Genomic DNA, 24,216 nt, shown 5'->3' with positions numbered 1-24,216 from the left:
GGAGACCTAGGCGATTCGCCGTGCCCTCGGGGTCGGCTGGCACCGCGGGCAACTGAACGACGATCGATTCATGAACTTCTCACGCTTGATCGGCGCGCCGCATCGCGGGCACGGGAGGTTTTCCTGCCCGTACGCCGACAGCGACCGGTCGAAGTAGCCCGATTCCCCGTTGACGTTCACGTAAAGCGCGTCGAAGGACGTACCGCCCTGATCGAGCGCTTCACCCATCACCGAGTGTGCCGCGGTCAACAGTTCTCGAAGTTTGGGCCTGGTAAGCGTTTCGGCGATTCGGTTGCCGTGAATCTTGGCGCGCCACAATGATTCGTCGGCGTAGATGTTTCCGATTCCGGAGACCACCGTCTGGTCGAGAATCGCGCGCTTGATCTCGGTGTGCTTGCCCCGCAGGACTTTCACGACGGATTCGAGATCGAACGCCGCATCCATGGGATCGCGGGCGATGTGCGCCACCGACTCGGGCAGCATCGTTCCGTCGACCTCGACGAGGGGTGAAATCGACCAGCCACCGAAGGTCCGCTGATCGACGAATCGAAGATCGGCCCCGGAATCGAGGGCCAACCGAATGCGTAGGTGCTTTTCCCAGTCGACTGTCGGGGGTTGGACCAGCATCTGTCCGCTCATCCCGAGATGAACCACCAGTCCGACACCGGCAGGCTCGAGAACCAGCCACAGGTACTTGCCGCGACGCTCTGCCGAAGCGATGGTCTGCCCGGTGAGTTGGCCGATCAAGTCCTCGGAACCGAGAATGTGGCGCCTGATCGCGCGGGGATGGAGTACCTCGACGGCCTCGATCGCCGCACCTACAGCATGAGACTGTAGGCCGCGGCGAACGACTTCGACTTCGGGAAGCTCAGGCAAGAGTGAACTCAGCCGGCAAGATCAGGCGTGTCGTCAGCAGCGACTGCGGTAGCAGCGGCATTCTCCGACATCGTCTTCCATGCCGAACTTGCTGCCTTCTGCTCGGCTTCCTTCTTGGAACGACCGACACCGACACCCAAGGGTTTGCCACTGATGAGAACGGTGGCCGTGAATTCCTTGTCGTGATCGGGTCCTGTGGCGGTGATCTCGTAAACGGGAACTCCGGCACCGTGTTCTGCGGTCAGTTCCTGCAGACTCGTCTTCCAATCCAGACCCGCGCCCAGAAGCGGTGCGCGAGTGAGTAGATCGTCGAACAGATCGAGGACGACGCGTCGCGCAGTCTCGATGCCGTGCTGCAGGTGGATGGCGCCGAGAATCGACTCCATACCGTCGGCGAGAATGGACGGCTTGTCACGGCCGCCCGTCATTTCCTCGCCCTTACCCAGCAGCAGGTGTGCTCCGAGTCCACCTTCACCCAGAGTCCTGGCAACCTCGGCGAGTGCATGCATGTTGACCACGCTGGCACGGATCTTCGCCAGATCACCTTCGGATTTGTCCGGGTGGGACAGGTAGAGATTTTCGGTCACCGTGACGCCGAGAACGGAATCCCCGAGGAACTCGAGGCGCTCATTCGTGGGCAGTCCGCCGTTCTCGTACGCGTACGAGCGGTGCGTGAGAGCCAGGGTCAGAAGACCGGGCTCTATATCTACGCCGACAGCGGCGAGGAGCTTGTCGTGATTGCCCTCGCCGCCGGCGGCTGAAACTGTATTTTCGCTCGTCATAGTCTTTCTCCGGGGAGAACTAGACAGCAGCGGTTACCTGGCGGCCCTTGTAAGTACCGCATGACGGGCATGCGATGTGGGGAAGGGTCTGCTCGCCACAGCCACGGTTGGGGCAGGTAACGAGGGTGGGCACAGTGGTCTTCCACTGGCTACGACGCGACCGCGTGTTGGATCGCGACATTTTGCGCTTGGGGACAGCCACTTCTACTTCTCCTCGGCTTCGGTGATCACAAGATTTTCGCTGGTGTTTGATTCCACGCCAAATTTGGCCGCGAGACCAGCCCAGCGAGGATCAAGTATGTCATGCCCATGCCCAGATTCCGCAATCGCCAGGCGAATGCCACATTCTGAGCACAATCCCAGGCAATCGTCACTGCACAGAGGCTGGAGCGGAAGCGCCAGCCCGACTGCATCGACGATGACCGGTTCGAGGTCGATTTCGTCGTCTTCGACCGCGTAGACCTCTCCCTCTTCCGTCGTCTCCTCGGTGGTGCTGTCCGGGTAAGCGAACAACTCCGTGAGATAGATGTCCACGGTGTCGGTGAAAGGTTCAAGGCACCGCGAGCATTCACCCTTGGTGGGTGCGTGCACGTTTCCGGTGACGAGAACGCCTTCGGACACTGCTTCGAGACGAAGATCGAGATCTATGTCCGCGCCCGCTTCGATCGCGATCAGATCGAGACCGATACGGTTCGGGGACTGAATTGTTCTCTCGACGGTACGCATCGACCCTGGACGACGACCGAGCTTGACCGTGTCCAGCAAAAATCCCGCATCACTTGACTGATGCGACGAACTACGACGATGCGTTGACAAAGAGAACTCACCTAACTGTTGAAACTGGTATGGGCAACCACTCCACAATACGGCAGCTACAAGGCAAATCCCAATTCGATCCACGAAAAAGTGGGCCGCCCCATATCGGACGACCCACCCTCGACTGACTTGTCTGCTCTATCGGCGCCGCTCGGAACGACGATCGTCGTCCTGGTAGTCGGGAACCCCCGAACCCGTTCGAAGCTGTTGACGACCACGCCCGACCGATCGAACCGTTCCGGTGAGGAACTCTTCGAACTCGGCCAACTTGGTGTCCACGTACAGGTCACACTCCGAACGCATCCTGTCGGACTCGGCATGAGCGGCGTCGATCACTCGCGCGGATTCCGCGTGAGCGGACTGGACAACCTCGGTCTGCGACACCAGACGAGCCTGCTCCGCCGTTCCCTCCGCCACCGAATGTTCGTACGAGGCCTGGCCGGACTCGATCATCCGATCGGCCTCGGCACGCGCCCGTCCGGTGACGGCCTCGTACTCACGACGGCCGTCGGTGACGGTCCGTTCCGCTTCTGCTTCGGCGTCCTCGACCAACTGATCGGCGTGCGCACGCGCTTCGGCAACCATGCGATCGGCCTGAGCCTTGGCATCGGACAGAATCCGGTCGGCGTCGTCGCGTGCGTTCTCCACAGTCGAGGTTGCCTCGGCATTGGCGCTGCTGACCGTCTTCTCGGCGTTTGCTCGCGCGTCACCGACCAATTTGTCGCGATGATCGAGGACGTCCTGAGCGTCGTCCAGCTCGCTCGGAATTGCGTCCCGGACGTCGTCGAGTAGCTCGAGTACGTCACCGCGAGGCACAACACACCCTGCGGTCATGGGAACACCGCGCGCCTCTTCGACAATTGCGACCAGTTCGTCCAGTGCCTCGAATACGCGGTACACAAGCAACCCCAATCTCTACCGGCCGAAATCGGCCCACATCGTCACCGGTCCACTCGGACCTGTGCCCGTTCCTGTCCAAGTTTGCCGGAAGAACGGCCAACGGGGTGTCGTCGTGGTCGGTGTGTCGGGGATCAGCTGTTTTCGGCTGCTCGCTCGGCGATACGTGCGAGTAGCCGAGAATGCACTTTGGCCGGCAACATGTCGGAGACGTCGCCGCCGAAAGTCGCGACTTCCTTCACCAGAGAACTCGACAGGTAGCTGTACGTCGGATTCGTGGCGACGAACAGTGTGTCGACGCCCGTGAGCTTCTGATTCATCTGAGCCATCTGCAGCTCGTAATCGAAGTCGTTCGCGCCGCGCAGACCCTTGACGATCGCGCTGAGGCCTTCTTGTTTCGCGTAGTCGACCAACAATCCGTGCCACGACGTGACGCGAACGTTGGGCAGGTGACTCGTCGCGTCTTCGAGCATCTCGATCCGCTCGTCGATCGTGAACATGCCACGCTTGCTCTTGTTGATCAGCACGGTGACCACGACCTCGTCGAATTGCGCAGCAACTCTTCCGATTACGTCGAGGTGACCGTTGGTCACAGGGTCGAAGGATCCGGGGCAGACGGCGCCAGTCATGAGTCCAGACCGTAGCAGGTGGCCAGCTCGATGCGGGCTTCACCGTAGTTCTTGACCTTGATCGGCTCGTAGCCCTGAGGCCACACGGTCTCCGGCGAGCGCGACGATCGTTCGAGTACCACGATCGTGCCCTCCCCCACCCATTTGTTGGCCTGCAGATCGGTGAGCATGGACACGACGGCCTCGTCGGTCACCGCATACGGTGGGTCCGCGATCACGATGTCGTATTCACGCGCGCTCGGACCCGAGACCACGGCCGCAACCGGAGCTGCGCGAACCGTCGCCCCAGGCAACGCGACAGTGCCGATGTTCGCCTTGATGACGGCAGCAGCCTTGGCATCCGATTCCACGAGAACAACGTGCTCGGCTCCCCGCGAGAGCGCCTCGAGGCCGAGAGCACCCGAACCCGCAAAGAGGTCGAGAACCGCGCACCCTTCGAGATCGATGCGCGCTTCGAGAGCACTGAACAGCGCCTCACGAACCCGATCCGACGTCGGACGGGTGCCGCTCGGCGGGACTCGCAGGCGTCGACCGCCCGCGAGTCCCGAGATGATGCGTGTCACTCTGCGGCGCTCTCCCCCGTCGAGACGACTACCAGCAGGTCTCCGCCCTCGACCTGTTGGACGGCGCTGATCGCGATCCGAGAGACGACGCCGGCGCGCGGCGAGGTGATCGCCGCTTCCATCTTCATTGCTTCGATCGTGGCCACGGTGTCGCCGGCCTCGATCTTCTGGCCTTCCTTCACCGCGAGCGTCACGACGCCCGCGAACGGTGCAGCCACGTGGCCCGGGTTGTTCTTGTCGGCCTTCTCCGCCACCGGTACGTCACTGGCAATGGAGCGATCGCGGATCGAGACCGGGCGCAATTGACCGTTCAGGATGCACATGACAGTGCGGTAGCCGCGCTCGTCGGGCTCGGAGATCGCTTCGAGACCGATGATCAGCTCAACGCCGGGAGCCAACTCGACGCGGTGTTCGTCGCCGCGCCGCAAACCGTAGAAGAACTGGTTCGCCGAAAGCCGCGACGTGTCACCGTACTTCTCGCGGTGTTCGAGGAATTCCTTTGTCGGGCCGGGGAACAGCAGACGATTCAGCGTCGCCTGACGGTCCTTCGACGAGCCCTCGAGCAGCACCTCGTCCTCAGCGGACAACGTCGCTTCGGGCTTGGCCTGGCCACGTCCTTCGAGTGCCTTGCTGCGGAACGGTTCCGGCCAACCACCGGGAGGCGTACCGAGTTCACCGCGCAGGAAGCCCACCACGGAGTCGGGAATGTCGAACTTCGCCGGATCTGCGGCAAACTCCTCCGAAGGCACGCCGGCGCCGACAAGGTGGAGGGCGAGGTCGCCGACGACCTTCGACGACGGCGTCACCTTCACGAGATGCCCGAGCATGCGGTCCGCGTCGGCGTACTTGGCTTCGACCTCTTCGAACCGGTCGCCGAGACCGAGAGCAACGGCCTGGGTCCGGAGATTGGAGAGCTGGCCGCCCGGAATCTCGTGCGTGTACACACGTCCCGTCGGCGCCGGCAGTCCGGATTCGAACGGCGCGTACACCTTTCGCAGCGCCTCCCAGTACGGTTCGAGGTCGCACACGTTCTGCAGGTTCAGCCCGGTGTCGAACTCGGAGTGCGCAGCGGCGGCAACGATGGCCGAGAGCGCAGGCTGACTGGTGGTTCCGGCCAGTGCCGCCGAAGCACCGTCGACTGCGTCGGCGCCCGCCTGCCACGCGGCGAAATACGTGGCCAACTGTCCACCGGGGGTGTCATGCGTGTGGACGTGAACCGGAAGATCGAAGTTGCTGCGTAGCGCCGTCACGAGCTTGGTGGCCGCCGGAGCGCGCAGCAGGCCCGCCATGTCCTTGATCGCGAGCACGTGAGCGCCCGCATCGACGATCTCTTCTGCCAACTTCAGGTAGTAGTCGAGCGTGTACAGCGTTTCGTTCGGATCCGACAGATCGCCGGTGTAGCTCAACGCCACCTCGGCGAGAGCTGTTCCGGTCTCACGCACCGCGTCGATGGCAGGGCGCATCTGGTCGACGTTGTTGAGCGCGTCGAAGATTCGGAAGATGTCGATGCCGGTGTCGGTGGCTTCCTGAACGAATGCGCGCGTGACCTTTTCGGGATACGGCGTGTAGCCCACCGTGTTTCGACCGCGAAGAAGCATCTGGAGGCAGATATTGGGAATCGCCTCGCGCAGTGCGGCAAGCCGGTACCACGGATCCTCGTGCAGGAAGCGAAGTCCCACATCGTAGGTCGCGCCACCCCAGGCTTCGATCGAGAGCAGTTCCGGCGTCAACCGCGCAACGTGCCCCGCTACTCCGAGCAGTCCGCTGGTTCGAACTCGCGTGGCCAACAACGACTGGTGCGCGTCACGGAAGGTGGTGTCGGTGACGCCGACTGCCTTCTGCTCACGCAGTGCCTTCGCGAAACCTTCGGGTCCGAGTTCGAGCAGGCGCTGACGGCTACCGGCAGGAGGAGGCGTCGAAAGATCGATCTTGGGCAGCTTGTCCTGCGGGTACACCGCCGAGGGCCGCTCCCCGTGCGGCTTGTTGACAGTCACATCCGCGAGGTAGGTCAGGATCTTCGTGCCGCGGTCTGCCGAAGAACGCAGAGTCAGCAGCTGAGGACGTTCCTCGATGAAGGAGGTTGTCACGCGTCCCGCCCGGAAGTCCGGGTCGTCGAGAACCGCCTGCAGGAACGGAATGTTGGTCGAGACACCACGAATGCGGAACTCGGTGACCGCGCGGCGAGCTCGCGCCACAGCAGCTTCGAGGTCGCGACCGCGACAAGTGAGTTTGACCAGCATGGAATCGAAGTACGCTCCGACCTCGGCGCCGAGTGTGGCGCCACCGTCCAAGCGGATACCGGCTCCGCCCGGGGTGCGGTACGCGGTGATACGGCCGGTGTCCGGGCGGAATCCGTTTGCCGGATCCTCGGTCGTGATGCGGCACTGCAGCGCCGCGCCGCGAAGCTTGATCGTCTCCTGTGACAGACCAAGTTCTGCAAGCGTCGAACCGGACGCGATCTTGAGCTGCGACTGGACCAGGTCCACGTCCGTCACTTCTTCGGTGACGGTGTGCTCGACCTGAATTCGCGGGTTCATCTCGATGAAGACGTGGTTGCCGCGCTTGTCGAGAAGGAACTCGACGGTGCCCGCGCACGTGTATCCGATCTCCTTCGCGAACGCGACGGCGTCGGCACAGATCTTGGCGCGCAACTCTTCCGAGAGATTGGGCGCCGGAGCGAGCTCGATCACCTTCTGGTGGCGACGTTGCAGCGAGCAGTCACGCTCGAAGAGGTGGATGACGTTGCCCTGCTCGTCGGCGAGGATCTGCACTTCGATGTGCCGGGGGTCGATGACGGCCTGCTCGAGGAAGACCGTCGAATCGCCGAAGGCCGATTCCGCTTCGCGCGCTGCGGCTTCGATCGATTCCTTGAGCTGTGAGCGCTCCGCAACACGGCGCATTCCGCGCCCACCGCCGCCTGCGACAGCCTTGACGAAGAGCGGGAAGGTCATGTCCTCGGCGGCTGCGAGCAACTCGTCGATGTCCGCTGACGGCTCCGAAGACGCGAGCACCGGGAGACCGGCGGCCTTTGCCGCTGCGATGGCCCGAGCCTTGTTTCCGGTCAACTCGAGGATCTCGGCGGACGGGCCGACGAACTTGATGCCTGCCTCGGCACACGCCGCCGACAAGTCCGGGTTCTCGGAGAGGAAACCGTAACCGGGGTAGATGGCGTCGGCTCCGGCGCTCTTGGCGGCGGCGACGATTTCCTCGACCGAGAGATACGCGCGAACGGGGTGACCCTTCTCCCCGATCTGGTAGCTCTCGTCTGCCTTGAGACGGTGGATCGAATTCCGATCCTCGTACGGGAACACCGCGACGGTTCCGGCACCTAGTTCGTAGGCGGCGCGGAAGGCACGGATCGCAATTTCGCCGCGGTTCGCGACGAGCACTTTGGAGAACATTCGAGAAAACTACCCCGATTTCATCTTGCGTCTACATGCGGAGTCTCATATTTCGGACTGAATCGAGAAACCAACCCGGCGGTCCTCGTGCTATTCGATTTCAGCTTGTCGTCATACCCTTCACGACTTCTCGAGGTACTCGATCCGGTCGGAGTCCAGGGCAGCGGTCACCATGGAAGCGAGGGCGGGATGACCGTCGAGCGACGGATCGGAGTCGACGATTCCCTGAGCGAACTCCCTGGCGGACTCGAGGATGTCTCCATGGGCCATGAGGGAAAGCAGCCGCAGATTCGAGGTTGTGCCCGACTGCGCCGCACCGAGGATGTCTCCTTCACGTCTGGTCGCGAGGTCGAGTTGAGCCAGTTCGAACCCGTCGTTGGTCGCTGCCACCGCCGAGAGCCGCTCGTACGCCGGCCCCCCGGGATTGCTTCCGGTGACGAGGATGCACAGTCCCTGGTGTTTCCCTCGACCGACGCGGCCACGCAACTGATGGAGCTGACTGACGCCGAACCGCTCGGCGTCGACGATCACCATCACCGTCGCGTTCGGAACGTCGACACCGACTTCGACAACGGTCGTACAGACGAGGACGTCGATGTCACCGACGTTGAACGCGCTCATCACCACGTCCTTTTCGTCGGAAGGCAGTCGACCGTGCAGCAACCCGACTCGCAGATCGGCCAGCGGACCACTCGACAGCTCTTCGAAGACGTCGACCGCCGACTTGGTCTCGGGCTGCTTCTCCTCGGTGAACTGATCTTCGCCTGCACCCTGCTCGCCGTCACCGATCCGCGAGCACACGACATACGCCTGACGGCCGTCGGCGACGTCCTCACGGATTCGTTCCCATGCGCGATCGACCCACTGCGGCTTCTGCTTCGCGGGCACGACACTGCTCTTGATCGGGGTTCGCCCACGTGGAAGCTCTCGCAGGGTCGAGACCTCGAGGTCGCCGAGCACGGTCATGGCGATGGTTCGCGGAATCGGCGTTGCCGTCATCACCAGCAGATGCGGACTCAGTCCTTCACGGGCACGTGATCGCAACTGATCACGTTGCTCGACGCCGAAGCGGTGTTGCTCGTCGACGACAACCATGCCGAGGTTGAAGAACTCGACGTTGTCCTGAATGAGCGCATGGGTACCGATGACGATCCCGGCGTCGCCGGTCACGGCTTCGAGCAGAGCTGCGCGCTTCGCAGCGACTGGCAGCGAGCCGGTAAGAAGGGCAATACGGGTGGAATGTTCGGCAGAACCGAGTTCACCACCTGCAGCCAGCGAGCCCATCATCTTGCGCAGTGATCGCGCGTGCTGATTTGCCAGGACCTCGGTGGGTGCGAGCAACGCGCACTGATAACCCGCATCGACGACCTGCAGCATCGCGCGCAGAGCCACGATCGTCTTGCCTGACCCGACCTCGCCCTGAAGAAGGCGGCTCATCGGGTGTGGGCGGGCAAGGTCGGTGGAGATCTCCTCCGCAACTGCTTGCTGTCCCTCCGTCAGAGTGAACGGGAGCATCTCCTCGAACTGGTCCGCGATCCCGCCGGCGACCGGAGCGCAGGCCGGAGCCACACGCTCGGAATTGTCGTGACGACGCATCGCGAGGACCAACTGCAGAGACAGCGCCTCGTCGAAACGCAGACGATCCTGTGCTCGTTCGATGTCTTCCTTGGTATCTGGCAGGTGAACGGTGCGCAGCGCCTCGTCCAAACCGATGAATCCGTGCTCGGCCCGAGTCTCGGCGGGCAATGGCTCCTCGATCGGATCGAGTTGGTCGAGCACTTGCCGCACGCACCGCATGATGGTCCAGCTCTCGACCTCGCGGGTCGCCGGGTACAGCGGGATCAATGCGCGGTCGAAGACGGACAGATCGAGTTCGGCGCCGGGATCCTGATTTGCGCGAGCCAGGCCCGCAAGGTCACCGGCTCCCTTGATGGATGCAAGCGGAACTACCGAATCCTCTTCGCCGACACGAGGTTCCGGGAGAATCAGGTAGCTCGGATGAGTGAGAGACCACTTGCCGCGGAAGTACTTCACCGTCCCGGAGAACATCGCCCGAACGCCGGGCTTGATGACGTGCCGCACCTTCTGCGGGTTGAAGAACGTGACGTCCACGGTCTGCGAATCAGTCGCCAGCGATACTCGCAACATCTGCCCCGGACGGTTCTTCATCTTCACGACGGCGGCCGACGCCACACGCGCGATGATGGTGATGTGCTCACCCTCGGGCGGCTCCTTCTCGGCAAGTTCCTTGCCTGCCGACGCGTACCGGTGTGGGTAGTGACGCAGCAGGTCCTCGACGGTGCGGATCTCGAATGCCTCGTCGAGCGCGTCCGCGGTCTTCTTTCCCAGCAGCCGATCGAGTGGGTCGGCGAGCGTCGCCATCAGTTCCTCCAGCACAGTGTCGCGGTAAGCACATGTGTTCGTATATCAGCAGTCACCGACAGACCCGGTTCGATCACTCCACGCCCAACTGGAACAGGTCACCCGGCTGATCACCCTGATAGACGAGCACGTCGACGCCCGGGTGGTGCGCGACGACGTGCGCCTCGAGCTGCCCGGCCAGGTCGTCCGGCGCGTCGGCGCCCATGAGTAGGGTCACGAGTTCGCCACCGGATCCGAGCGCGAGGTCGACCAGTCGCGCACTCGACTCCGCGACGTCGGGACCGATGAGCACCACCTCGTGCCCCATCAGACCGATCGCGTCACCCGGATCACATGTCCCGACGTAGGTCAGCGAACGCTCGACCGCGATCCGCAACGATCCCCAGCGCGTGGCGGCCGCCGCCTCGGACATCGTGAAGCCGTCGTCGGCGACGTTGCGCTGAGGGTCGTGAACGGCAAGTGCTGCCAAGCCCTGGACCATCGACGACGTCGACAGCAGCAGAACCTGGTGAAGCGGATCGCGTGCAGCGGCACTGACTGCGACGAGTTCCTGAGCGGTCAAAGCTCCGTTCGGAAGCACCAGAACTTCGCTGCGTTCCATCTGACGAATGCGGCCGAGCAGTTGTGCGCGCGTCACCGGCGCATCGTCGCACCGAAGAACCGTCGCACCCTCACTCTCGAACAACGCCGCCGCGCTGTCACCGGCAACGACGGCCAGTACGCCGCGCGCGCCGGCCCCGGGGAATCGCCTCTCCGCCCGTGCCACCAACTGGTCGCGTTCGTCGACGAGAAAACTGCTGATGCGAATACCGTGCACCTTCCCGGCCTCGAGGCCGGCTTCCACGGCTGCACCGGCATCGCAGCAATGCACGTGCACCGACCAGCCGCCGAAACCGTCGCTGACGATGACCGTCGAATCTCCGAGGACGGACAGCCGCGTGCGCAGCGCCGTCATGCGATCGTCGTCGGAGTCGTCGACGAGGTACATGACCTCGAAATCCTGTTCCGAGTGATCACCACATTCGATCGGGCTCTTGTGAGCCCAATCGTGATCGAATGCGCTGACGTCGACAACTGCGCTCGACCTCGGGTCCGGCGTCCCCAGATCTTCGCGAACCTGCGGCTTCCCGGTCAGCACCTCGACAAAGGCGTCGAGGATCAGAACCAGACCGAATCCCCCGGCATCGACCACCCCGGCGGACGCGAGAACGTCCAGTTGCTCTGGCGTCTTGTTCAGTGCGACCGCAGCGGCGTCGGCAGCGGCGGCAACCACGGATGCAAGATCCTCGCCGCTCGGTGTCCTGGTGTCGACGCACTCCTGCGCTGCTTCTCCCGATGCGCGCAATACCGTGACGATGGTGCCTTCCACCAGATCGGAGACAGCCCGAGAGGCCAGCGTCGTCGCCGTGGTCAGCGAGTTCGCGAAGCTACGGCCGTCGATGTGCTCACCTTGAACGCTCTCGGCGATGCCCCGGATCACCTGGGAGAGGATCACTCCGGAATTACCGCGAGCACCGGACACGGCGCCCCGAGCCAGAGCGTTGGCGACGCGGCCCGCACTGCGGACGTCGTCCTCGATCGTCTCGGCGGAATCGAGTGCAGCCCGCATCGTGAACAGCAGATTGGTGCCGGTATCCGAATCAGGGATGGGAAAGACGTTGAGGTTGTTGATCTCACCGCGACGTTTCTGGAGGCTGTCGACCGCCCGGCGGGCCCAGCGCCGCAGCAGATGTCCGTCCGCGACGGATTCCGCTTCTTCGGCGACGCGTTGCACTTCCCCCACTGACGGTTCCCCTCGACGATGGAAAGACTGACGATGAAAAAGAGATCGGTGATCGGTGCAGTCGAGGGTAGTCCGACGCTTCTGCGCAACCGTCATTACCGGGCGGTTTGGCCATTCGGGCCGGAAGCGGTTACTCTTACACGGTTGCCTCGAACGGGCTACACGAAATAATGCTGCACTTTGTTTGTTGCTGATTGACTGTTTTCACGTTCGGCTGCACAGTGAGCGGTCAAGGATCGGTTCGAAGTCGAGTATATTCGGATTGTAATTCTGGCTGCCCTACCGTGTAGGGTAACCACTTCAATATTCATTTCTAACAAGGAGTTCGCGACTATGGCTGCCGTCTGCGACGTATGCGCCAAGGGGCCCGGCTTCGGTAAGTCGGTCTCGCACTCGCACCGGCGTACCAATCGTCGCTGGAACCCGAACATTCAGTCTGTTCGTACCGAGGTTGCCCCGGGTAACACCCGTAAGGTCAACGTGTGCACCTCCTGCCTGAAGGCAGGCAAGGTCGCTCGGGGCTGATTGCCCGAGCACAAACTATTGCAGGCTCTGCCCCCGTCACTTCGGTGACGGGGGCAGAGCTGTATCTATGTGGCTGTATCTATGTGTCCCCGTGTTTCGTATGGCTGTCGGACACCCGTAATGTGCGTTGAGTGACTTCCATCGATGACCTGAGCAAAGTGACCCTCGACGAGGGCGTACTCCGCATCACCATTTCCACCGCCGCCAACGGCACCTCCCTCGACGACGAAGGACTGGTTCAGGGCGCGCAGGCGCTCGAGACAGTCGGAAACGACATCGGGAGCATCCTTCTGGTCGGCGAAGGCGCAAACTTCTGTGCCGGCGGCAACGTCCGTGCGTTCGCCGCAGCCCCTGACCGCGGCGAGTACGTCGCCGAGGTTGCCCGAGTCTTTCACGTGTTCGTTCGCGCGCTCGACGCCGCGACCGCTCCAGTGGTGGCCGGGGTCCACGGATGGGCTGCCGGCGCCGGAATGAGCCTGGTCTGCCTCGCCGACGTCGCAATCGGCGGCACCGGCACCAAGCTTCGCCCCGCGTACCCCTCCATCGGTTTCACCCCGGACGGCGGAATGTCGTGGACACTCCCCCGCATCGTCGGCGTGGCACGCGCTCGCGAGATTCTTCTCAACGATTCGGTGATCGGTGGCGACGAAGCCGTCCGCCTGGGGATCCTCACCCGACTCGTCGGCGACGACGAGGTCCAGGAAGAGGCAGCTCGCCTCGCCCGCGCTCTGGCCAACGGACCGAGTACGTCGTACTCGGGAATCAAAGCACTGCTGCGTTCGTCGCGGACGAACTCGCTCGCCGAGCAACTCGACGCCGAAGCCGCGTCCATCGCCCTCGCGGCGAACAGCCCGATCGGGCGCGAGGGTGTCGACGCGTTCGTCGACAAGCGTCGCCCCGATTTCACTTCCGCAAAGCAGGCCTAGTCGAACTGCCGTGCCGAACGTCGCGACTCGACGTTCGGCAGGCCGGTTCGTGCAGACACCGTTCGATCAGCCCAGATTCCAGTCGACCGGATCGGCTCCGAGTCCGGTCAAGAGTTCGTTCGCACGACTGAAGGGGCGCGAACCGAAGAAGCCACGCGAGGCCGAAAGCGGTGACGGGTGCGCGGATTCGATGATCGGTGTGTCGCCGAGCATCGGCGCGAGAGTGGCCGCGTCACGACCCCACAAGATCGCCACCATCGGCGACGACCGCGCGACCAGAGCGCGGATAGCCTGCTCGGTCACCGGCTCCCAGCCCTTCTTACGATGAGAAGCGGCTTGACCCGGCTGCACGGTGAGAACGCGATTGAGAAGCAGCACACCTTGTTTCGACCACGGCGTCAGATCGCCGTTCGGCGGTATCGGCAACCCGAGATCCTGGTGATACTCCTTGTAGATGTTGCCGAGACTTCGCGGAACCGGCCGCACGTCCGGTGCAACCGAAAAGCTCAACCCGACAGCGTGACCGGGCGTCGGATAAGGGTCCTGACCGACGATGAGCACTCGAACGTCCTCGAAAGGGTTCGTGAACGCACGCAAGACGTTCTCCCCCGCCGGTAGGTACTCCCGTCCCGCAGCGATCTCTTCGCGCAAGAACTTACCCATCGCGGAGATCTGCTCCGAGACCGGTTCGAGTGCCCGCGCCCACCCTGGATCGACGATCTCTGCAAGCGGCGCCATCAGTCGAGCCTGCGCAACGCGTCGCGGTAGTACGCCGCATTGGCTGCGTACATCTTGACGTTTCCGTCGAGGTGGCCGAGCGGAACTTCGTATCCCGCACGGACCTTGGCGGGCACACCGAGTGCCATGCTGCGCGGGGGAACCTGCATCTTGTTGGCCACCACCGCACCCGCGGCGACGATCGACCCCGTCTCGATCACCGTTCCGTTGAGAACAACTGACCCCGACGCGATCAGGCAATGGTCCTCGATGGTCGATCCCTCGATGTGCGCGTTGTGGCCCACGACGCAACCGGAACCGATGACAGTCGCATCGACGGCGGTGCAATGGATGACGGTTCCGTCCTGGATGTTCGATCCGATTCCCACCGAAATGGTTCCGTAGTCACCACGCAATACCGCTTGCGGCCAGATCGAGGTACCCGCTGCGAGAGTCACGGCGCCGATCACCACCGCGTCCGGGTGGACGTATGCGTCCGGATGAATGTCCGGAACTCTGTCTCCAAGTGCGTATACAGCCATGAAAGCAACCTATACCGCGGTGGTACCGGTGGTCGAAAAGCTGTGCCAGCCCCCGCCGCTCTCGCGAAGCGAACCGTCGACGCTCACGCCCGAACCGGCGGCAACCTCACCGATCACGATCCAACCCGACGGAATCTCGACCTCAGGCCCGAAAGTTGCTGCGAATCCGTGATCTTCACCACCGGAGAGGATCCAGTCCAGCGGATCGACGTCGAGCGCCTCGGCCGCCGATGCGACATCGGGTGAGGTCGGAACCGCAGCCGAGAAGATGTCGAACCGCGCGTGCGAGGCCTCTGCGAGATGTCGAAGATCCGCGATCAATCCGTCGGACACGTCCGTCATGGAATGTGCTGATTCTACGGCGTCCCATGCCGATTGATACGGAGGATTCGGAACGCGATGGGAGGCAAGCAAATCTGGAAAGTTTGCGGGCTTGTCGAGCAGTACGGCTTCGTCGAGCAGTAGTGCCAACCCTGCTGCCGAGCAACCGAACAACCCGGCGACCGCGATCTTGTCACCGATCTTTGCTCCCGAACGCAGAACTGCCGCACGGCCACCGAGATCGCCGAGCACGGTCACCGACACCACGATCACCGGTGACTGGACCAGGTCACCGCCGACCACACCGGCACCCAGATCGGTTGCCGCGTCCCAGATTCCCGCGGAGATTGCGTCGACCACGTCGACGGGTGTCGAAGGCGGGCACCCCAGAGACACCGTGAAGGCCGTCGGCCGCGCTCCCATCGAGACCACATCAGCAGCGTTCTGTGCCACTGCCTTCCGGCCGATGTCGCGTGGTGAAGACCAATCCATTCGGAAATGTCGACCTTCGACCAACATGTCGGACGAGACAACCACACGGCCGTCTCCGGAAGTCACGATGGCGGCATCGTCACCCGGCCCCAATTCAGTGGTGACCGGTTGGATTCGGCCGAGAAGAGATCGCGCGATCACGTCGAACTCCCCCACCTGCTCGACAGTGGGCTCCGACCCGAACTCCGATGACGCAGTGAACTCTGATGATGCAGTGAACTCCGATGATGCGATGAGTCTCTCCAATGCCGACGCAATTCGCTCGTAAGCGGCCTGCGGTACCTTCTAGCTGTGGTCGTGAATGCTTCTGCAAGCTCACGCGTGTGTCGGCAATCCTACCGATTCACCGACATGCTCTCAGAAGTGACAAGACCGCTGATCGACTGGACCAGGACCCGAGCGAAGAACTGAGCATGGCAGAAAACACCTCCACCGCAGACAACGCCGACATCGACCCCGACGGCGACGACGATCCGTCAGAGCGCCGCAGTCCGGCGCTGATCGCCACCGCCATCGCACTCCCGGTAGCCCTGATCGTCGGAGTAGTGATCGCGGCCGTCGTCGCGGGAAACAACCCTGAACTCTCGCCGGTTGCATTGGGACCCGTACCGGCACCGGCAGCGGAGTCGCCGGCCTGCGTTTCCCTTCTCGGCGCGCTCCCCGACAAGATCGACGACTTCACGAAAGCCGAATTGGTAGAACCTGCTCCGGCCGGTGCGGCAGCGTGGCAGCGCAGCGAAGGAGAGCCGATCGTCTTGCGCTGCGGACTCGACCGTCCGTCCGAGTTCGACCAGGCTGCAGCACTACAGGTCGTGAACGGAGTCCAGTGGTTCCAGGTCTCGGGAACCGACATCGGTTTGGCGGCGAGCACTTGGTTTGCCGTAGACCGCGGTGAATACGTCGGTATCACGATCCCCGACGGGACCGGTCCGACGCCGATTCAGGAAATCTCCGACACCATCACGGCGACTCTCGAACAGAAGCCTCTCGACCCGGCGCCGGTCGCGGTTCCCTGATCAGCGAAGGCCGGTGCCGCGAGCGACGGCGGTGTCGACCAGAGTCGAAATCAAAGTGCGGTAATCGATTCCGGTGGCGTTCCACATCTTCGGGTACATCGAGATGGAAGTGAACCCGGGCATCGTGTTGATCTCGTTGATCACCGGGCCGTCAGCCGTGACGAAGAAATCGACCCGCGAGAGTCCCTGGCAATCGAGTGCCTTGAACGCGCGGACAGCAAGCTCTCGAATCTGGTCGCTCACCGACTCGTCGAGTTTCGCGGGGATGTCGAATTCACACACGTCGTCGAGGTACTTGGTGTCGAAGTCGTAGAACGCGTCCGAATCGGCGTCGGAATCCGGCATCCGGATCTCGGCGACCACACTCGCCTTGACGTCGCCGTTCGGGAATTCGAGGACACCGCATTCCACCTCGCGGCCGATGATCGCGCCTTCGACGATCACCTTGGGATCATGCAGGCGTGCATGAGCGATCGCCCCGTCCAGACCGTCCCAATTGCTCACCCGAGTGATGCCGATGGACGAGCCTCCACGAGCGGGCTTGACGAAAACCGGAAGGCCCAATTCCGCCTTCTGCTCTTCGGTCAGCGTTGCGGTTCCCGGTCGAAGCACGACCTGCACTCCGACGGGAAGTCCTTCAGCAGCAAGAAGCTTCTTCGTGAACTCTTTGTCCATGCCGGCGGCGCTGGCCAGAACTCCGGGTCCGACGTACGGAACCCCGGCAAGTTCGAGCAGACCCTGGATCGTGCCGTCTTCGCCGTAAGCCCCATGAAGAACGGGGAACACGACGTCGACCGACGCGAGCACAGCACCGGCGTCGGAGCCGTCGAAGGAGATGACCTCGCCCTCGCGGGTGGGGTCCGCGCTGAGGACCACCGACGTTCCGTCTTTGTCGACCGACGGCAGCGCGCGCCCGCTGATCGCGAGGGAACTGGGGTCGCTCGAACCGAGCACCCAGGAACCGTCGACGGTGATGCCGATCGGTACGACGTCGTACCGATCGGGGTCGAGGTTGCTCAGGACGCTTCCGGCGGAAACACAGGACACTGAATGCTCATTGCTCCGGCCACCGAAGATCACGGCCACGCGGGTACGACTGCTGTTCACGCGTCAAACCGTACCGCCGAATCGACTGCGGCACGCGATCGGGCCGGACCGATTTCGTCGACCCGGCCCGTTTACGCGTCGAGTGCGCGCTCAATGTCGGCCAGGAGATCGGCGGTGTCCTCGATGCCACAAGCGATTCGGACAAACCCCGCACTGACCGGATCGCCCCAGCGCGCACGGCGATCCGCCGTCGTGTGGATCCCGCCGAAGCTGGTAGCAGCCGTGACGAGAGCGCTCGCTTCGACGAACGAGTGGAATGCCTGAGCCGAATCCAACTCGACGCTCACCAATCCACCGAATCGATTCATCTGACCGGATGCCGTTGCATAGGACGGGTCACCGCGAAGGCCGGGGTAACGAACGGACCGGACTGCTTTGTGATCCACCAACATCTCGGCAAGCGCCAGCGCGTTGTCGCACTGACGCCCGAATCGCAGGCCTGCCGTGCCGAGACTCCGGTGCGCAAGCCACGTCTCGAAGGGGCCGAGCACCGTTCCCGAGAGAAGTCGCTCACGCTCGATTTGCCGACTCACCGCCGTATCGGAGGTGGCGACGTAACCCATCAGGAGGTCACTGTGCCCGCTGAGAGCCTTGGTACCGCTGGCCACCACGACGTCGGCACCCAATTCGAGCGGGCGCTGACCCAGCGGTGTCGCGGTCGTGTTGTCGACGATCAGCAGCGCACCCGAACGGTGGCACACGTCGGCGAGCACGCGAAGGTCGACCACGTCCAGCACCGGGTTGGACGGCGTCTCGGCGACGACGACCACGCGGCCCGGTGACGCGTCGAGCAGATCTACGAAGCTCGCGTCGCCCATCTGCAGAGTCGAAACCTCGCGAACGGTGATTCCCAACGGCGCGAGGCGCTCGTTCGCGTACAACCGCACTTGGTAATACCCGTCCGAGGGCACGACGACGGTATCCCCCGCGACGAGGACGCTGCGCAAGGTAGCGGTGATCGCGGACATCCCCGATCCCATGACGAGGGCGTGGTCCGCTCTCTCGAGCGCCGCGAGCGCGGATTCGAGTCCGCGCCAACCCGGGTTCGATGCACGTGCATAGGTATCGGACTCGGAACCTTCGTCCGCCGAAAGTTGGTACGGCGCAGCGAATATCGGGCCCAGTTGCATGGGCTGACCCGCGGCGTGTTCGCGCGCGACGGCGCTCACGCTGCGCGTCGAATCCCCGTAATCCTCGAAGCGACCCACACCGATTTCACTCATTCCGGCTTCGTCCGGCGTCCGAGCAACTGACCGATCGCATCGCTGACGGCCATGCCTTCGTGGCACACCCGGTGGACCGCGTCGGTCAACGGCATCTCCACGTCGTATCCGGCAGCGAGTGCGCGTACCGACGTGCACGACTTCACGCCCTCGGCGACCTGACCGTTGGTTGCCTTCTGTGCCGACTCCATCGACCCGCCTCGTCCGAGCCGCTCTCCGAACGTCCGGTTTCGCGACAACTCGGACGTGCAGGTCGCTACCAGGTCACCGACGCCCGCCAAGCCTGCAAGAGTCGACGCCTTGGCGCCGAGCGCAACGCCGAGACGAATCGTCTCGGCGAGCCCACGGGTGATGATGCTGGCAACCGTGTTGTCGCCGAATCCACTGCCGGCGGCCATGCCGCAGGCCAGCGCGATCACGTTCTTACACGCACCACCGATCTCGCATCCGATGACGTCGGAGTTGGTGTACGGCCTGAAATAGCCGGTAGCACAAGCATCCTGGAGAGCGAGGGCACGCGAGGAATCCGAACAGGCGATCACCGTCGCCGCGGGCTGCCCGCCGGCGATCTCGTGTGCAAGGTTCGGGCCCGAGAGCACCGCGACGCGCCCCGGTTCCACGCCGGTCACCGACACGATGACCTGGCTCATGCGCATGAGCGTCCCGGTCTCGATTCCCTTGGCCAGACTCAGCAGAGTCGCATCGGGTCCGATCGAGCCTTTCCACTGCTCCAGGTTTGCTCGTAGCGACTGCGAGGGAACCGCCAGCACGATGAAGTCAGCACCTGCCATCGCCTCCTCGTGGTGGTGGGTCGCGCGAATCGACGAAGGCAAAGCAATGCCTGGCAGATAGTCGCTGTTCTCGTGCGTGGTGTCGATGCGCTTCGCGACCTCTTCACGCCTGGCCCACATCGTCACGTCGGTTCCGGCCTCGGCCATCACCTTCGCCAACGCCGTTCCCCACGAACCTGCGCCCAATACAGCTGCCTTACTCACACGCTCACCCCGTCTACCCGGCGAAGCGGGTCGCCGCCAGAAAAATCGTCTGCACAGAGTATCGCCTGTGGTGCACTGCGGTGGGCAGCCGCGGACACCGAGCGTGATGACTGGCAAGATCGAGGGATGGACAGCGCGGAACCCCCGTACCCACACGCCGTGGAGACACCGCATGCGCGCACGGAGATCGAACGCCCCATGCATGCGATAGTGGCCGTCAAGTCCTTGAGATCGGCCAAGTCCCGCCTCGCGGGCGAACTCGACTCGGACGCGCGTGCAGACCTCGTGTTGGCCATGCTTCACGACACCCTCGCCACAGTTGCAGCCGTCTCGGCCATCGACAGCGTCACAGTGGTCACCCCAGACCCCACCGTTGCCGCCCTTGCATATTCCGTCGGCGTGACGGTCTACGCCGATCCAGCTCCCGACGGCGCCCGAACCAACGGCGCAACACCGCGCACGGAGGAAACCCTCAACGCGGCGTTGAGTGCAGCGGCCGCCGATATCCGAGCCAAGCGCGGAGTGGTCGACCTCGTTGTGCTGCAAGCCGACTTGCCCGCCATGCAACCGAGCGAACTGACGGAGGCCGTGGCCGCGGCCCGAAGCGGCGGACGTTCAGTCGTCGTCGATCACCACGGCACCGGCACTTCCGCATTGTTTGCGTGCGGCGAAAGCGCGCTCGACCCTCGGTTCGGGCCGGAATCCGCACTTGGACATGCCAATTCAGGTGCTCGTCCACTCAACGGCCAATGGCCGGGACTGCGCACCGACGTCGACACCCATGCCGATCTCGGCACTGTGCGAGCACTGGGAGTAGGCCCCGCGACATCGGCTTCGTTGACCAGACTCAAGGCCACGCCGTCGAACAGTCGATGAATTTTCTTTCATCGATTGTCGGACCGCGCGATTGTGGGGGATGATCGACGAGTGAGCAATGGCGAAGCACTCGAAAACCGTATTTCCGAAGACCAGTCGGACGGAGACCACAGCTCCGGCCGCCACGAGAACGGCGCGGCCACCTCGCCGCGATCTCAGGCCGTCGCGGTCGCCACCAACATCCCGGGCGCTCCCCCTGCAGCTACCAAGGCAGAGCTACCCGAATTGCTCGTCGGACTTCCCGAGGATCGTTACCTCAACCGCGAACTCAGCTGGCTCGATTTCAATGCCCGTGTTCTCGCATTGGCCGCCGACGAGTCACTGCCGTTGCTCGAACGCGCAAAGTTCCTCGCCATCTTCGCTTCCAATCTCGACGAATTTTTCATGGTCCGGGTCGCCGGACTCAAGCGCCGCGACGAGACGGGACTGTCGGTCAGGTCCGCCGACGGCCTCTCCCCACGCGAACAATTGGCGCTCATCGCGCGTCGCACCCAGGAACTCGCCGACAAGCACGCGCACGTGTTTCTCGACTCGGTCCGCCCTGCCCTGGCGGCAGAAGGCATTTCAATCGTTCGATGGGCCGACCTCAGTGCCGACGATCACGGCCGGCTCTCGGCGCATTTCCACGAGCAGGTCTTCCCGGTACTGACGCCGTTGGCAGTCGATCACGCTCACCCGTTCCCCTACATCAGCGGACTGAGCCTCAACCTCGCCGTGACGGTGAAGGACTCCGTCACCCGCGGCGAACACTTCGCTCGCGTCAAGGTTCCCGACAACGTCGGCCGGTTCGTGCGAGTCAAGAGCACGACATCTTCGTCCACCATCGATTCTTTCCTCCCGATGGAAGAACTGATTTCGGCTCATCTGGACGTGCTGTTCCCCGGAATGGAAATCGTCGAACATCACGCTTTCCGAATCACACGCAACGCCGATTTCGAGGTCGAAGAAGATCGGGACGAGGATCTGCTGCAGGCACTCGAACGTGAATTGGCGCGTCGTCGTTTCGGTTCACCCGTTCGCCTCGAAGTTGCCGACGACATGACCGAGCACATGCTCGAACTGCTTCTGCGTGAACTCGACGTCGATCCGGCCGACGTGATCGAGGTTTCCGGTCTCCTCGACTTGTCCTGCCTCTGGCAGGTTTACGCCGTCGACCGCCCCGCTCTCAAAGACGCTCCGTTCGTCCCGGCGACGCATCCGGCGTTCGGTGAACGCGAGACTCCGAAGAGCGTGTTCTCGACCCTGCGCGAAGGCGACGTGCTCGTCCACCACCCATACGACTCGTTTTCCACAAGCGTTCAACGCTTCATCGAACAGGCCGCCGCCGACCCGCAGGTGCTCGCGATCAAGCAGACCCTGTACCGCACTTCCGGCGACTCCCCCATCGTCAATGCACTGATCGACGCCGCCGAAGCGGGCAAGCAGGTTGTCGCGCTGGTGGAGATCAAGGCCCGCTTCGACGAGCAGGCCAACATCAAGTGGGCTCGCAAACTCGAGCAGGCCGGCGTTCACGTCGTCTACGGTCTCGTCGGTCTCAAGACTCACTGCAAGACGTGCCTCGTCGTCAGGCGAGAGGGCTCGACCATTCGTCGTTACTGCCACATCGGCACGGGCAACTACAATCCGAAGACCGCGCGCATGTACGAGGACGTCGGATTGCTCACCGCAGCACCGGAGATCGGTGCAGACCTCACCGACCTCTTCAACTCGCTGACCGGATACTCCCGAAAGACGAGCTACCGCAACCTTCTCGTAGCGCCGTACGGGGTTCGCCGCGGGATCATCGAGCGGATCGACAACGAGATCGCGCACAAGCTCGCAGGCCGCGATGCCGGTATCCGCTTGAAGGCCAACGCATTGGTCGACGAGCAGGTCATCGACGCGTTGTACCGCGCGTCCAAGGCCGGTATCCCCGTCGAGATCGTGGTTCGCGGAATCTGCGCGCTCAAGCCGGGCGTTCCCGGCCTCAGCGAAAACATCGAAGTACGTTCCATTCTCGGACGCTTCCTCGAACACTCGCGAATGTTCCACTTCCGCTCGGCCGACGAATTCTGGATCGGCAGCGCAGACATGATGCACCGCAACCTCGATCGCCGCGTCGAGGTCATGGTGCAGGTCAAGGACCCGAAACTGTCGAAGCAACTCGGTGACATCTTCGACTCCGCGCTCGATCCCCGAACTCGCTGCTGGGTACTGCATCCGGACGGGAGTTGGGTCGCTGCCCCCGAACGCGGTGAGGACGTACGTGAGCATCAACAGTCGTTGATGCGCAGCCGCACCGCCAGCGGGTCTTGACGGGCTCGGATCACACAATGAGCGACAAGCCGGTCAAAGCCAACATCTTTGCCGCAGGCGCGGTTCTGTGGCGGAAGGCTCCTCAGGATCCTTCCGCCATCGAGATCGCCGTCGTACATCGACCGAAGTACGACGACTGGTCATTCCCCAAAGGAAAGCTCGATCCCGGCGAGACCTTCTTGACCGCAGCAGTTCGGGAGGTCCGCGAAGAGACCTCGATCACCGGACGTTTCGGAAGGCACCTCGGTGGCGTGACGTACCCGATCCCGGGACATCGCAAACTCAAACGGGTCGAATACTGGTCGGCCGAAGCAGTGGACGGAGATTTCGGGCCGAATAGCGAAGTGGATGTTCTCTATTGGCTTCCGGTCACCGAGGTCGCCGATCATCTTTCCTACCCGATGGATCGAATGATTCTTCGCCGCTTCGTTTCCCTTCGGCCTGACACGAAAACGGTATTACTCGTCCGCCACGCAAAAGCTGGGAGCCGTAAGCGATACAAGGGCGACGACAATGTGCGTCCACTCGATGCCAAGGGCAAAGAGCAATCCGCCGCCTTGGTCGAACAGCTGAAAATCTTCGGAGCCGATTCGGTTTTCGCGGCTGACCGTACGCGCTGCATCGACACTGTGATGCCATTGGCGGAGGCATTGGGTGTAGAGATTTCGACGGAACCTCTTCTGACCGAAGAAGGTTACGAGGCCGATCCCGACGCCGCCAGGGCGCGTGCGCTGCAGATCGCCGCGCTGGAGGGCACTCCCGTAATCTGCAGCCAAGGAGGCGTCATCCCCGATTTGATGCGCTGGTGGGCTGATACGGCCGGTGTAACACTGCCCTCGGCGCGCAACCGTAAGGCGAGCACTTGGGTGCTCTCGTTCCTCGACGGCCGTCTGGTAGCCGCGGATCACCTCGACAGCCCGCTCCCCAAAGTCGCCAACTCCTGAGGGATTTGGACCAACCGACACTCAGCTCGATTCGGTAGTTTTGCAAAGCACTGAAACACAGGAGAATTCACACTTCTCCCAGACAGCAAAAAGAGGTGCAGCCGCGGA

22 protein-coding genes are annotated in these 24,216 nt (G+C 63.1%); 6 read left to right on the top strand and 16 right to left on the bottom strand.

From position 1 onward, the window contains the following. Window positions 1-6 precede the first annotated feature (6 nt). From mutM to RHP72_RS11950, 10 genes are all read right to left on the bottom strand, one after another. On the bottom strand, window positions 7-876 hold the full coding sequence (gene mutM / locus RHP72_RS11995; RefSeq protein ID WP_003942752.1) for a bifunctional DNA-formamidopyrimidine glycosylase/DNA-(apurinic or apyrimidinic site) lyase: 870 nt from the start codon (window positions 874-876) through the stop codon (window positions 7-9). Between the two features lie 8 nt (window positions 877-884). After that, complete coding sequence (rnc, locus tag RHP72_RS11990) at window positions 885-1,658, bottom strand: ribonuclease III (RefSeq protein ID WP_003942759.1); 774 nt, start codon at window positions 1,656-1,658, stop codon at window positions 885-887. Window positions 1,659-1,677: 19 nt separating this feature from the next. Continuing rightward, window positions 1,678-1,860 (bottom strand): 50S ribosomal protein L32, encoded by a 183-nt coding sequence (rpmF, locus tag RHP72_RS11985; protein WP_007729318.1) that lies wholly within the window; start codon window positions 1,858-1,860, stop codon window positions 1,678-1,680. 2 nt (window positions 1,861-1,862) lie between these two features. Continuing rightward, window positions 1,863-2,423 carry a DUF177 domain-containing protein gene (locus RHP72_RS11980; protein WP_007729319.1) on the bottom strand — a complete coding sequence of 187 codons (561 nt, stop codon included), beginning with the start codon at window positions 2,421-2,423 and terminating at the stop codon, window positions 1,863-1,865. A gap of 189 nt (window positions 2,424-2,612) precedes the next feature. Then, window positions 2,613-3,374 carry a DivIVA domain-containing protein gene (locus RHP72_RS11975; RefSeq protein ID WP_003942696.1) on the bottom strand — a complete coding sequence of 254 codons (762 nt, stop codon included), beginning with the start codon at window positions 3,372-3,374 and terminating at the stop codon, window positions 2,613-2,615. Between the two features lie 131 nt (window positions 3,375-3,505). Continuing rightward, a complete protein-coding gene (gene coaD, locus RHP72_RS11970; protein ID WP_003942776.1) occupies window positions 3,506-4,000 on the bottom strand; it encodes a pantetheine-phosphate adenylyltransferase in 495 nt (164 codons plus the stop codon). Continuing rightward, window positions 3,997-4,563, bottom strand: coding sequence for a 16S rRNA (guanine(966)-N(2))-methyltransferase RsmD (gene rsmD / locus RHP72_RS11965; RefSeq protein ID WP_064444394.1), 567 nt, complete (start codon window positions 4,561-4,563; stop codon window positions 3,997-3,999). Before rsmD ends, coaD begins: the two co-directional genes overlap by 4 nt. Then, window positions 4,560-7,964, bottom strand: a complete 3,405-nt coding sequence (locus tag RHP72_RS11960) for a pyruvate carboxylase (protein ID WP_003942675.1) — start codon at window positions 7,962-7,964, stop codon at window positions 4,560-4,562. The genes rsmD and RHP72_RS11960 overlap by 4 nt, the downstream gene beginning before the upstream one ends. A 120-nt stretch (window positions 7,965-8,084) precedes the next feature. Then, window positions 8,085-10,346, bottom strand: a complete 2,262-nt coding sequence (gene recG, locus RHP72_RS11955) for an ATP-dependent DNA helicase RecG (RefSeq protein ID WP_003942757.1) — start codon at window positions 10,344-10,346, stop codon at window positions 8,085-8,087. 73 nt (window positions 10,347-10,419) lie between these two features. Next, a complete protein-coding gene (locus tag RHP72_RS11950; RefSeq protein ID WP_050656645.1) occupies window positions 10,420-12,129 on the bottom strand; it encodes a DAK2 domain-containing protein in 1,710 nt (569 codons plus the stop codon). Window positions 12,130-12,462: 333 nt separating this feature from the next. On the opposite strand from RHP72_RS11950, the gene rpmB reads away from it, so the two are divergent. Together rpmB and RHP72_RS11940 are read left to right on the top strand one after the other, a co-directional pair. Continuing rightward, window positions 12,463-12,654: a 50S ribosomal protein L28 gene (gene rpmB, locus RHP72_RS11945; RefSeq protein ID WP_003942669.1), complete on the top strand. Its 192-nt coding sequence runs from the start codon at window positions 12,463-12,465 to the stop codon at window positions 12,652-12,654. Between the two features lie 131 nt (window positions 12,655-12,785). Continuing rightward, window positions 12,786-13,580, top strand: a complete 795-nt coding sequence (locus tag RHP72_RS11940) for an enoyl-CoA hydratase-related protein (RefSeq protein ID WP_019747947.1) — start codon at window positions 12,786-12,788, stop codon at window positions 13,578-13,580. Window positions 13,581-13,646: 66 nt separating this feature from the next. On the opposite strand, the gene RHP72_RS11935 is transcribed toward RHP72_RS11940, so the two are convergent. From RHP72_RS11935 to RHP72_RS11925, 3 genes are read right to left on the bottom strand one after another with little or no spacing between them, the layout of a single operon-like run. Then, complete coding sequence (locus RHP72_RS11935; RefSeq protein WP_007729326.1) at window positions 13,647-14,318, bottom strand: uracil-DNA glycosylase; 672 nt, start codon at window positions 14,316-14,318, stop codon at window positions 13,647-13,649. After that, window positions 14,318-14,839, bottom strand: a complete 522-nt coding sequence (locus tag RHP72_RS11930) for a gamma carbonic anhydrase family protein (protein WP_311094712.1) — start codon at window positions 14,837-14,839, stop codon at window positions 14,318-14,320. Before RHP72_RS11930 ends, RHP72_RS11935 begins: the two co-directional genes overlap by 1 nt. Window positions 14,840-14,848: 9 nt before the next feature. After that, window positions 14,849-15,898 (bottom strand): thiamine-phosphate kinase, encoded by a 1,050-nt coding sequence (locus RHP72_RS11925; protein ID WP_197523604.1) that lies wholly within the window; start codon window positions 15,896-15,898, stop codon window positions 14,849-14,851. Between the two features lie 77 nt (window positions 15,899-15,975). On the opposite strand from RHP72_RS11925, the gene RHP72_RS11920 reads away from it, so the two are divergent. Beyond that, window positions 15,976-16,668, top strand: coding sequence for a DUF3515 domain-containing protein (locus RHP72_RS11920; protein WP_081377619.1), 693 nt, complete (start codon window positions 15,976-15,978; stop codon window positions 16,666-16,668). Here the strand turns inward: RHP72_RS11920 and RHP72_RS11915 are convergent, their stop codons facing one another. The 3 genes from RHP72_RS11915 to RHP72_RS11905 all read right to left on the bottom strand — a co-directional run bounded on the left by RHP72_RS11915 (window position 16,669) and on the right by RHP72_RS11905 (window position 19,993). Beyond that, the gene (locus tag RHP72_RS11915; protein WP_042450837.1) at window positions 16,669-17,775 is read right to left on the bottom strand and encodes a D-alanine--D-alanine ligase family protein; all 1,107 of its coding nucleotides are present in this window, start codon (window positions 17,773-17,775) and stop codon (window positions 16,669-16,671) included. A gap of 71 nt (window positions 17,776-17,846) precedes the next feature. Then, window positions 17,847-18,998 carry a cystathionine gamma-lyase gene (locus RHP72_RS11910; RefSeq protein WP_042925741.1) on the bottom strand — a complete coding sequence of 384 codons (1,152 nt, stop codon included), beginning with the start codon at window positions 18,996-18,998 and terminating at the stop codon, window positions 17,847-17,849. Then, window positions 18,995-19,993 carry an NAD(P)H-dependent glycerol-3-phosphate dehydrogenase gene (locus tag RHP72_RS11905; protein WP_030535420.1) on the bottom strand — a complete coding sequence of 333 codons (999 nt, stop codon included), beginning with the start codon at window positions 19,991-19,993 and terminating at the stop codon, window positions 18,995-18,997. Before RHP72_RS11905 ends, RHP72_RS11910 begins: the two co-directional genes overlap by 4 nt. Before the next feature lie 126 nt (window positions 19,994-20,119). On the opposite strand from RHP72_RS11905, the gene cofC reads away from it, so the two are divergent. From cofC to RHP72_RS11890, 3 genes are read left to right on the top strand one after another with little or no spacing between them, the layout of a single operon-like run. Beyond that, a complete protein-coding gene (gene cofC / locus RHP72_RS11900; RefSeq protein ID WP_080552786.1) occupies window positions 20,120-20,869 on the top strand; it encodes a 2-phospho-L-lactate guanylyltransferase in 750 nt (249 codons plus the stop codon). A gap of 51 nt (window positions 20,870-20,920) precedes the next feature. Beyond that, window positions 20,921-23,164, top strand: a complete 2,244-nt coding sequence (locus tag RHP72_RS11895) for an RNA degradosome polyphosphate kinase (RefSeq protein ID WP_003942685.1) — start codon at window positions 20,921-20,923, stop codon at window positions 23,162-23,164. A gap of 17 nt (window positions 23,165-23,181) precedes the next feature. Further along, window positions 23,182-24,108 (top strand): bifunctional NUDIX hydrolase/histidine phosphatase family protein, encoded by a 927-nt coding sequence (locus RHP72_RS11890; RefSeq protein WP_007729338.1) that lies wholly within the window; start codon window positions 23,182-23,184, stop codon window positions 24,106-24,108. Window positions 24,109-24,216 lie beyond the last annotated feature (108 nt).

The sequence above is a fragment of the Rhodococcus sp. SG20037 genome, from assembly GCF_031763325.1.
Taxonomy (GTDB): domain Bacteria; phylum Actinomycetota; class Actinomycetes; order Mycobacteriales; family Mycobacteriaceae; genus Rhodococcus_F; species Rhodococcus_F qingshengii.
The sequence above is the reverse complement of the archived record's forward strand: the minus strand, read 5'-3'. Positions and strand labels throughout refer to the sequence as shown.